The organism is Burkholderia sp. E168m15, from assembly GCF_016586105.1.
Lineage (GTDB): Bacteria > Pseudomonadota > Gammaproteobacteria > Burkholderiales > Burkholderiaceae > Burkholderia > Burkholderia orbicola.
This window is the reverse complement of record NZ_BCPO01000143.1, coordinates 1-9,788: the sequence shown is the minus strand read 5'-3', so window position 1 is coordinate 9,788 and position 9,788 is coordinate 1. Positions and strand designations below refer to the sequence as shown.

The window sequence follows — 9,788 nt, the reverse complement described above, 5'->3', positions numbered from 1 at the left end:
AGACGCTGCTGGTTGCCGCCGCGAAGGCGCCCCCTGGCGGACAGCGGGTGCGCTTCGTGGAGATCGGCTCGATCAGCGGCGCGGACGTGTTGTTGCCGGGCGCCGTGCTGCGCGCGACCGCGATCGAGCTGATGGGCAGCGGCCTGGGCAGCGTGCCGTTGCCGCGCCTGCTGGCGTCGGTGCACGGCGTGTTCGAGGCGGCCGGGGATGCGGGCCTCACGATCGACACGCGCACGGTGCCGCTGTCGGCGGTCGGTGAACACTGGGGCGATGCGAGCAGCGTCGTGCGTCCGGTGTTCACGATGCGTGGCGAGTGAGCAGCGCATCGCCAGGCAGCGGGCCGGATGCGGCGTGAGCGTCGAGTTGCGCGGCAGCGTTCGGCCGGTCGCCGTCATGCCGCCGCGCGTAGCGTGGAAAGCAGGCGGGGCGGCTGATCAACCGCTGCCGCTCGTCACGTCGGCTTCAAAACCGCTGCTGAATCCCCGCCGTCACCCCGACCTGCGTGGTGCCATACCCGTTGAAATCGCGCGACACGCCGACCTTCTGGTCGTGTTTCGCGATCGCGAACGCCCCGGCCGCATACAGCACCGTGCGCTTCGACAGCGCGTACTGCGCACGCACCGACACCAGCGTCGGATCGGTATCCGTGCCGCCCTTGATGTTCTGGTGATAGACGGCCGCGATCAGCGAGAACGTCGGCGTGAACTGGTACGACCCGCCGAGCCAATACATGTCGCTCAACTGGTTCGCGGCCGTGGTGTGGAACGTGCGCCGATAGTTGCGATAGCCGGCCATCGTCTTCAGGTTGCCGAAGTCGTAGCTCAGGCCCGCGTGGATGCCCTGAATGTAGTTGACTGTATCGGCCGGCGTGACGCTGTCGGCCGCGCCGTTCTGCCGGTCGAACGTGACGACCGCCGCGAATGGCCCCGTCTCGTAGCCCACCGCGAAATCGTATTTCGAGCTGGTCTTCATGCTGCCCGGCACGTTGCCGAACCCGTACAGCGCGCCGAACTTGAAGCCGCTGAATTCGCCGTCGTAGCGCACCGCGTTCGACGAGCGCGTGAACAGGCCGTCCTTGCGGCCGCCGGTCGCCATCGACGAGGTCGCCCACGAGTAGTTCTGCGCGTAACCCATCGGGTCGAACGGCAGCATGTAATCGTAAGTGACGGTGAAGTTGCGGCCGAGCGACAGCTCGCCCCATTTCCCTTTCAGACCGACCGTCGCGCGGCGCGCGAAGATCGAGTCGGGGCCGTCGTCCGAGGCGCCGTTCGCGAGGTCGATTCCGCTTTCGAGCCGGAACACGGCCTTCAGCCCGCCGCCGAGATCCTCGACGCCGCGCAGGCCCCAGCGCGACGTGTTCTTGTTGCCCGACTTCAGCTTGACCGAATTGCCGCCTTGTGGTGCCGCATGGTTCGTGAATTCGATGCCGGCGTCCATGATCCCGTACATCGTGACCGACGACTGCGCGTGCGCGGCCGGCGCGGCGAGGCAGGCGGCCGCGGCTGAACCGGTGAGGACTACTGTTCGAATCGAACGTTCTGCGCGTGACTTCATTGACGGTGTCTCCTTGGTTCTTGTGGGTTGGGTGAAACGGATACGGCGCGCAACCGCGCAATCGCCCGCGGCGGACGCCGGGAAGCGTCCGCCGGGCAGGAAGGCGGCTGCGTGGAGTGACAGGCGGCGGCACGCTGGCCGCCACGATCGGGTCAGCCCGCTTTCGCGAACGTCCAGCAGTCGTTGGTCGGGAATTCGATCCAGTGCTTGCCGGCCGCGCGCGGTACATGGCCGAACGCACGCAGGCGCATCTCGCCGCAATGGAACAGGTACTCCCAGCGATCGCCGAGATACATCGACGTGACGAGGTCGGCCTGGAGCCGGTTCGCGCCCGGGCCGTCGGCGACCTGCACGCGTTCGAGGCGGATCACGGCCTGGGCGTCCTGGCCCGGCGCGAGCGTGTCGCGGGCAAGCGCCTGCAGCTCCCAGCCGTCGCCGGCGAGCGTCACGCATTCGCCGTCGATCGCGGCGACGCGCGCGTCGATCCGGTTGTTGCTGCCCATGAATTCGGCGGTGTACAGCGAGCGCGGCGCGCCGTACAGCTCGGCCGGCGTGCCTTCCTGCTCGATGCGGCCGTTGCGCAGCAGCAGGATGCGGTCGGACATCGCCATCGCTTCGGTCTGGTCGTGCGTCACGCAGAGCGCCGACAGCCCGAGCGACACGATCAGCTCGCGCAGCCACGCACGCGCTTCCTCGCGCAGCTTCGCGTCGAGGTTCGACAGCGGCTCGTCGAGCAGGATCACCGGCGGGTTGTAGACGAGCGCACGGGCAATCGCGACGCGCTGCTGCTGGCCGCCCGACAGCTGATGCGGAAAGCGTTCCGCGAGATGGCCGAGGCCGAGCTGGTCGAGCGCGGTCTGCACGCGGCGCTTCTGTTCGGCCGGCGCGACACGGCGCAGCTTGAGGCCGTAGCCGACGTTGTCGGCGACGGTGCGGTGCGGCCACAGCGCGTACGACTGGAACACGAGGCCGAGCGAGCGCTGTTCGACCGGCAGGTCGACGCGCCGCGCGCCGTCGAAGAACACGCGGTCGTCGAGCTGGATGCGGCCGTCCGACGGCTGTTCGAGGCCGGCCACCGCACGCAGCAGCGTGGTCTTGCCGCTGCCCGACGCGCCGAGCAGGCACACGACTTCGCCGGCCTTCAGTTCGAACGACACGCCCTTGAGGATCGGGTTGGCGCCGTAGCTGAGGTGCAGATCGTCGACGATGAGCTTATCCATGAAGTTTCACTCCGAAGCGCAGGGCCACGCCGAGACCGGCGCCGACCATCGCGATGTTGATGACAGAGAGCGCCGCGACCTGATCGACGGCGCCGGTCGCCCACAGCGACACGAGCAGCGCGCCGATCACTTCGGTGCCGGGCGACAGCAGGTAGACGGCGGTCGAGTATTCGCGCTCGAAGATCATGAAGATCAGGAGCCACGCGGCGAGCAGGCCGAAGCGCACGAGCGGCAGCGTCACGTCGAGCGACACGCGGCTGCGCGTCGCGCCGACGCTGCGGCCGGCTTCCTCGAGTTCCGGGCCGACCTGCAGCAGCGCGCTCTGGATGAGCCGCATCCCGTACGCGAGCCACACGACCGTGTACGCGATCCAGATGCTCCACATCGAGTTCTTCAGCTCGCGCAGGCCGGGCACGAACAGGAAGATCCACAGGAACGCGAGACCGGCGAGGAGACCCGGCACCGCGCGCGGCAGCAGCACAAGGTAGTCGAGCAGCTTGGTCGCCCAGTCGGGGCGGCGGTGGCCGGCGAACGCGACGAGCGAGTAGAAGCCGATCGCGAGCGCGCCGCCGATCACGCCGATGCCGAGCGTGTTGACGATCGCGCGCACCAGGTTGTCCTGCTCGAACAGTTCGATGAAGTTCGACAGCGTCAGTACTTCGGCGAGCGCGACACCTTCGCCCCAGTTGGTCACGAACGCACGCAGCACGATGCCCGAGATCGGCACGATCACGGTCAGCATCAGCCACAGCGCGACGATCGCGAGCGCGACCCAGCGCCACACGCCGAGCGGCAGCACGGTCGCGCGGCCGGCCTTGCCCTTCACGGTGACGAAGCGGCTCGCGGTCTTCAGCAGGCGGCGCTGCAGCAGCACGAGCGGGAACGTGATCGCGACGATGCACACGGCGACTGCGGCCATCAGGTGATACGACGGCACGCCGAGCTTGTTGGTCAGCTTGTACAGGTAGGTCGCGAGCACGAGGTGGCCTTCCGGATCGCCGAGCACGAGCGGCAGCCCGAACACCTCGAAACCGAGGAAGAACACCAGCACGCCGGCGAACAGCAGCGCGGGCATCGTCATCGGCAGGCTCACGTCGAGCGCGACGCGGAACGGGCGGGCGCCGGTCACGCGCGCGGCTTCCTCGACGTCCGAGCCGAGGTTGCGCAGCGCGGCCGACGAATACAGGTACACGTGCGGCACGTGCGTGAGGCCCACGATCACCGTGATCGCGAAGATCGAATACACGTTCCAGGGCACGTTCTGTACCCCGAAGAGTGCCTTGAACCACACCGAGTAGAAGCCGACCGGGCCGGCCGCGACCACGTAGCCGAACGCGAGCACCATCGGCGACACGAACACCGGCGTGAGCAGCAGCGGTTCGAGCCAGCGGCGGCCGGGCAGGTCGGTGCGCACCATCAGGAACGCGAGGATGCCGCCGAGCGGGATCGAGATGAACAGCATCCCGCCGGCGATGATGAACGAGTTCTTCACGGCCGACCAGAAGTCGGGATCGCTGAAGATGAAACGGAAGCCTTCGACGCCGAGCGTCTTGTTCGCGTCGAAGAACGGCGCGGACAGCAGGCTCTGGAACAGGATGAAGCCGAGCGGCAGCGCGACCGCGACGGTCAGGACCGCGACGACGATCCAGCGCAGCATGCCGGCGAGCGGCTGCAGGCTGCTGACCGGCAGCGCGGGAATCGCGTCGCGCGGGCCGGTGGCGGGCGGGACGGCCGGTGCCGTGCCGCGTGTGCTGGTTGAAAGCATGAGTTCGCCCCTGCGGCCATCCGGATGGCCGCCTCAAGGAAGTCGGTAAGGGGAAGGGGCCGCCCGCGCGCGGTGCGGCGGGCGGCCCGAGGTCAGCGGCTCAGCGCATCAGCGCTTGATCGCCTGCTGCCATTGCTTCAGGAACGCGAGTCGCTTCGACTGGTCGAGATAGACCAGCAGGCCGGTGCCGATCTGGATCGGCTTCAGCGAATCGCCGAGTTCCTTCGTGAGGCTCGCGGCCGACGTTTCGCCGGTCACGTCCGCGCGGATCGCGTACAGGTTCGCCTGGTTCGCGATCAACGTCTGGCCGCGTTTCGACAGCAGGTAATCGACCCACAGCTTCGCGGCGTTCGGGTTCTTCGCCTTCTTCGACACCGTGGCGAGACGGCTCACGACCTGCGTGTAGTCCTTCGGAAACACGTAGCCGATCGACTTGTCCTTCTTCGCCTTTGCGTAGGCATACGAACCGATGATGTTGTAGCCGATCAGGTTCTCGCCCGACGAGATGCGCTCCATCATCGCGCCCGTGCTCGACTGCAGCTTCGGGCCGGTCGCGCCGATCGCCTTGACGAGTTCCCACGTGACTTTCTCGTTCACGTGCGCGTCCTGGGTCAGATAGTTGAAGCCGACGCCCGATTTCTCGATGTCGTAGGTCGTGACCTTGCCCTTGAACTTGTCGGCCTGCGTGGTGAGCAGCTTGATCAGGTCGGCGCGCGTCGTCGGCACTTCGTTCTCGGGGATCAGCCGCTTGTTGTAGACGATCGCGAGCGGCTCGAACGTCGTGCCGTACGCCTGCTTCTGGTACTGCGCCCATTGCGGCACGTTCTGGCTTTCGGGCGAATCGTAGGACGCCATCAGGCCGTCGTTGACGAGCTTGACCTGCAGGTCCATCGCCGAGCTCCACAGCACGTCGGCGCTGGTGCTGCTCGCCGCGTTCTCGCTGATGTAGCGGTTGTACAGCTCGGTGCTGTTCATGTCGTTGTACTCGACCTTCACGCCGTACAGGCTTTCGAAGTCCTTGATCAGCGGACGCACGAGGCCCGTGTCGGTCGTCGAGTAGACGATCAGCTTGCCTTCCTTCTTCGCGGCGTCGATCACGCCCTGGTAGTTCCCCGGGTAGCCGGCCGGAACCTGCGCGGCGGCGCTGCCGGCGGCAGTGCCCAGAACGATCGCCAGCGCGGCGGCGAGTTGCTTCGGTGCAAACGGCATGTCTTCCTCCAGTGATGCGTGGGTTTTGTTCGAGTGACGCGGATGTTAATTGCGAGGCACTTTCAGCCTGCTTTCATTCCGGTGCGCAATCGTGCCGTCCGTGTCATGGATTTCCCGAGGTCGACGCGGCGCCGGCCGCGGGTTTCGCGGCGCGCGGCAGGGCTTGAAAGGTGGGGCGACGCTGGGGCGCGGGCTACGCGGAAGTGGCCAGCAGTTGGCCGAGGAGGCGGCCGCCATGCCGCGCGTGGGCGGCCGTCAGCGCGGCATAGCCCACGACGACGCCCGCTTCGCGGCGGGCGCTTCGACAGAAGCCGCGGACCGGTTGCAGCTCGACGCCGGCCGCGCGGGCTTGCGCGACATACGTGGCATCGTCGATGCCGGGTGGCAGCCACAGCACGAAATGAAAGCCCGCGTGCTCGCCCGTCACCGTGTACCGGCCGCCGGCATGTTTCTCCAGCTGCTCGAGCACGATGTCGCGCCGCTGGCGGTACGCGTGGCGGGCGGCGCGCAGGTGCTTCGCGAAATCGCCTTGACCGATGAAGCGGGCCAGCGCCAGTTGCGGCGCGACGCCGACCGAGCGCGCGGTCGCGTGCCACACGGCGGACAGAGCCGGCCGCAGCGCCGCCGGCACCACCATGAAGCCGATGCGCAGCCCGGAAAACAGCGTCTTGTTGAACGACCCGCAATAGATCACGCGGTCGCACGCGTCGAGCGATTTCAGCGCGGGCAGCGGGGCGGTCTGGTAGCTGAATTCGCCGTCGTAGTCGTCCTCGATGATCCACGTGCGGTTGCGCTGCGCCCAGTCGAGCAGTTCGAGCCGGCGCGAGACCGACATCGTGACGCCGAGCGGCGCCTGATGGGCCGGCGTCACGTATGCGGCGCGCGCATCGGGATGGCGATTCAGCGATGCGGTGTCGATGCCTTCCCGATCGACCGGCACGTCGATCACGGTCGCGCCCGCGATCGTGAAGATCTGCCACGCCGACGCATAGCCGGGGTCTTCCATCAGCACCGTCGAGCCGGGTGCGAGCAGCGTGCGTGCGACGAGGTCGATCGCGTGGCGGATGCCGGTTGTGATGACGATGTCGCCGGCTTCGCACGGGATGCCGCGGTATTCCCGCAGGTACGCGGCGATCTCGGCGCGCAGGCTTTCGACGCCCAGTGCCGGTGTCGCACCGAGGTCGTCCGCCGTCGCGGCGAGCAGGCTGGCGCCGAGCGCCTTCTTCCATTGCTGCATCGGCAGCAGGTCGGGGTCGGCGAGCCGCGCGACGAACGGGACGCCCGGACGCACGCCGTGTTCGGGCTCGGCCGGGGCGGTGGATGCGGGGGACGCGAGGGTGGCGGGGAGCGGACTGCCGTCTTGCGACCGCGCGGCCGCGCGCAGATAGCTGTCCGGCACCACCGCGCACACGCGTGTGCCGGAGCCTTGCGTGCGGGCGATGTAGCCCTCGGCGCACAGGATGTCGTACGCCGCTTCGACGGTGCCGCGCGCGATGTCCCAGCGCGCGGCCAGCGTCCGGCTGGATGGCAGCGGACTGTCGCCGGGCAGCAGGCGTTTCAGGATCGCGTCGCGAATCGTGTCGGCGATGCATTCCTGCTTCGAGTGCGGGCTGCCGCCCGACAGCCCGGCAGGGCGCGGCAGGTCCAGCGGAATCGCGGCTTTGCCTCGCGACATAGTGGTCCAGTCAACAGTCGATTTAATGGTCCTTCAGCTTATATCACTTTCGCCTTAGATTGCTGTCGACCCCACTCATCCGGCCGATCCGGACTTACCGCATGAAGACGCGTTCATTACCCCGCCGGGGCTGGCTGTTCCTGTTGATGCTCGTCGTGTGCCTGCCGCGCGTCACGATCGACGCGTACCTGCCGTCGCTGCCCGCGATGGCGGATGCGCTGCACGGCACCGACGCGCAGCTGCAACTCACGCTGACCCTGTACATGGTCGGCTATGCGCTGTCGATGCTGGTGTCGGGGCCGCTGTCCGACCGCTACCGCCGACGGCCGGTGCTGCTCGGCGGCCTGTGCGTGTACGTCGTCGCGAGCGTTGCCTGCGCATGGTCGACCAGCATTCCGGCGCTGATCGCCGCGCGCGTGTTCCAGGCGCTGGGCGGCTGCTGCGGCACCGTGATCGGCCGGGTGATCGTGCGCGAGCGTTTTCCGGCCGCGACGCAGGCCACGATGCTCGGCCATATTTCGGCGAGCATGGCGCTGTCGCCGGTGGTCGCGCCGCTGGCCGGCAGCGCGATTGCCGAGTGGCTCGGCTGGCGCGGCGTGTTCGGCTGGCTGGCGGCGGGCGGGCTGGTCGCGACCGCGATGGTGCTGCGCTACCTGCCCGAGACCCGCGAGCGCGACGCGCGGCCGCCCGCCGGCGCCGGGCTGCTGCGGACCTACGCCGGCCTGCTGCGCGAGCGGCGGTTCCTGCGCTATTCGCTCGCGATCAGCTTTGCTTATTGCACCTACTATCCGTTCATCGCGGAATCGTCGACGCTGTTCCAGCGGCACATCGGCGTGTCCGGGCCGGTCTATGCGGCGATCTTCGGCGTGACCGTGCTCGGCTACCTGATCGGTTCAAGTGCGTTCGCGAGGACCGGTACGCGCCGGACAGCCGATTCGGTCATCGCGGCGGCGGCGGCCGTCAATCTGGTCGGCGCCGCCGTGCTGTGGGTCGGCGGCGCGCTCGCGCCGGCTTCGGTGACGGCGCTCGTCGCGCCGATGTTCGTCGTGATGATCGCGGTCGGGATCGCGATTCCGGCCTGTCAGTTCGCGGTGATGCAGCCGTACACGAAGATCGCCGGCACGGCGTCGGGGCTGTTCTTCTTTATCCAGATGGCGATCACGGCCGCGTGCGGCGGCGTGCTGGCGTGGCTATCGGACGGCACCGTGCATCCGATGATCGTCGTCACGGTCGGCGCGAGCGTCGCGTTCGTCGCGGTGGTGGCCGGTTTCCGCGAGCGGCGCGTGACCGGCGACGCGCGCATCGTGGCGCGCAACCAGCCTGCTGCCGAGCGCTGAGTCGCTGCGGCCGGCATCGCGCGCGGCGGCTTCGCGACACCCGCGCAACCCGTGTTTGCGCGAGGCGTGGAGACGGAAAGGATCATGTAATGTAGCGGGCTGTCGCTGACCTTACCGGAATCCCCATGCGTGTGCTGCTCGTCGAAGACAACCCGAACCTGGCCCAGTCGCTGAACGATGCGCTGAGCGCCGCGCGCTTCGCGGTCGATCACATGGCCGACGGCGAGGCGGCGGACCACGTGCTGCGCACGCAGGATTACGCGCTGGTGATTCTGGACCTCGGGCTGCCGAAACTGGACGGGCTCGAGGTGCTGCGACGACTGCGCGCGCGCCGCAACCCGGTGCCGGTGCTGATCCTCACCGCGCACGGGTCGGTCGAGGACCGCGTGAAGGGGCTCGATCTCGGCGCCGACGACTATCTCGCGAAGCCGTTCGAGCTGACCGAACTCGAGGCGCGCGCCCGCGCGCTGATCCGGCGCAGTCTTGGGCACGAGCATTCGCGCGTCGAGTGCGGGCCGCTTTCGTACGACAGTATCGACCGCAGCTTCCATCTCGCGGGCGAGCCGCTGTCGCTCACGCCGCGCGAGCGCTCGGTGCTCGAGGTGCTGATCCTGCGCAACGGCCGCGCGATCAACAAGGACACGCTGTCGGAGAAGATCTTCGGGCTCGACGAATCGGTCAACGCCGATGCGATCGAGATCTACGTGTACCGGTTGCGCAAGAAGCTGGAGAACACGGGCGTCGCGATCGTCACGCTGCGCGGGTTGGGCTATCTGCTCGAAGCGAAGGCGGAAGGATGACCCGCCCGAACCTGCGCGCGCAGGTCGCGCTGTGGCTGCTGCTGCCGCTGCTGGGCCTGCTCGCGCTCGACTCGTGGCTCACGTACCAGCGTGCGATGAGCGCCGCGCACGTCGCGTTCGACCGCACGCTGTCGTCGTCGCTGAAGTCGATCCGTGAAGGCGTGCGGCTCAACGACGGCGAGATCGAGGTCGACCTGCCGTATCTCGCGCTCGAAATGACTCGAATCG

8 protein-coding genes and 1 pseudogene are annotated in these 9,788 nt (G+C 68.1%); 4 read left to right on the top strand and 5 right to left on the bottom strand.

Annotation, left to right across the window (positions count from 1 at the left end):
* A pseudogene (locus JMF86_RS21335) lies at positions 1-317 on the top strand (zinc-binding alcohol dehydrogenase family protein); the annotation flags it as partial.
* A 145-nt stretch (positions 318-462) separates the two neighbouring features.
* Here JMF86_RS21335 and JMF86_RS21330 read toward each other — a convergent pair.
* The 5 genes from JMF86_RS21330 to JMF86_RS21310 all read right to left on the bottom strand — a co-directional run bounded on the left by JMF86_RS21330 (position 463) and on the right by JMF86_RS21310 (position 7,423).
* Positions 463-1,554 (bottom strand): porin, encoded by a 1,092-nt coding sequence (locus JMF86_RS21330; RefSeq protein ID WP_011547834.1) that lies wholly within the window; start codon positions 1,552-1,554, stop codon positions 463-465.
* A 152-nt stretch (positions 1,555-1,706) separates the two neighbouring features.
* Positions 1,707-2,774 (bottom strand): ABC transporter ATP-binding protein, encoded by a 1,068-nt coding sequence (locus tag JMF86_RS21325; protein WP_125381466.1) that lies wholly within the window; start codon positions 2,772-2,774, stop codon positions 1,707-1,709.
* Complete coding sequence (locus tag JMF86_RS21320) at positions 2,767-4,539, bottom strand: iron ABC transporter permease (RefSeq protein WP_011547832.1); 1,773 nt, start codon at positions 4,537-4,539, stop codon at positions 2,767-2,769. The genes JMF86_RS21325 and JMF86_RS21320 overlap by 8 nt, the downstream gene beginning before the upstream one ends.
* A 108-nt stretch (positions 4,540-4,647) precedes the next feature.
* Positions 4,648-5,748 carry an ABC transporter substrate-binding protein gene (locus tag JMF86_RS21315; RefSeq protein WP_011547831.1) on the bottom strand — a complete coding sequence of 367 codons (1,101 nt, stop codon included), beginning with the start codon at positions 5,746-5,748 and terminating at the stop codon, positions 4,648-4,650.
* 193 nt (positions 5,749-5,941) lie between these two features.
* Positions 5,942-7,423, bottom strand: a complete 1,482-nt coding sequence (locus JMF86_RS21310) for a PLP-dependent aminotransferase family protein (RefSeq protein ID WP_011547830.1) — start codon at positions 7,421-7,423, stop codon at positions 5,942-5,944.
* 101 nt (positions 7,424-7,524) lie between these two features.
* On the opposite strand from JMF86_RS21310, the gene JMF86_RS21305 reads away from it, so the two are divergent.
* From JMF86_RS21305 to JMF86_RS21295, 3 genes are all read left to right on the top strand, one after another.
* On the top strand, positions 7,525-8,760 hold the full coding sequence (locus JMF86_RS21305) for a multidrug effflux MFS transporter (protein ID WP_011694719.1): 1,236 nt from the start codon (positions 7,525-7,527) through the stop codon (positions 8,758-8,760).
* 125 nt (positions 8,761-8,885) lie between these two features.
* Positions 8,886-9,560, top strand: coding sequence for a response regulator (locus JMF86_RS21300; RefSeq protein ID WP_006479157.1), 675 nt, complete (start codon positions 8,886-8,888; stop codon positions 9,558-9,560).
* A partial coding sequence (locus tag JMF86_RS21295) for a sensor histidine kinase N-terminal domain-containing protein (protein WP_201317140.1) occupies positions 9,557-9,788 on the top strand: 232 nt, incomplete at its 3' end. The genes JMF86_RS21300 and JMF86_RS21295, both read left to right, overlap by 4 nt.

What these genes read in the sequence shown, in the direction of transcription:
- JMF86_RS21330 (WP_011547834.1), bottom strand. Translation starts at nt 1,554, where the DNA reads ATGAAGTCACGCGCAGAACGTTCGATTCGAACAGTAGTCCTCACCGGT.
- JMF86_RS21325 (WP_125381466.1), bottom strand. Translation starts at nt 2,774, where the DNA reads ATGGATAAGCTCATCGTCGACGATCTGCACCTCAGCTACGGCGCCAAC.
- JMF86_RS21320 (WP_011547832.1), bottom strand. Translation starts at nt 4,539, where the DNA reads ATGCTTTCAACCAGCACACGCGGCACGGCACCGGCCGTCCCGCCCGCC.
- JMF86_RS21315 (WP_011547831.1), bottom strand. Translation starts at nt 5,748, where the DNA reads ATGCCGTTTGCACCGAAGCAACTCGCCGCCGCGCTGGCGATCGTTCTG.
- JMF86_RS21310 (WP_011547830.1), bottom strand. Translation starts at nt 7,423, where the DNA reads ATGTCGCGAGGCAAAGCCGCGATTCCGCTGGACCTGCCGCGCCCTGCC.
- JMF86_RS21305 (WP_011694719.1), top strand. Translation starts at nt 7,525, where the DNA reads ATGAAGACGCGTTCATTACCCCGCCGGGGCTGGCTGTTCCTGTTGATG.
- JMF86_RS21300 (WP_006479157.1), top strand. Translation starts at nt 8,886, where the DNA reads ATGCGTGTGCTGCTCGTCGAAGACAACCCGAACCTGGCCCAGTCGCTG.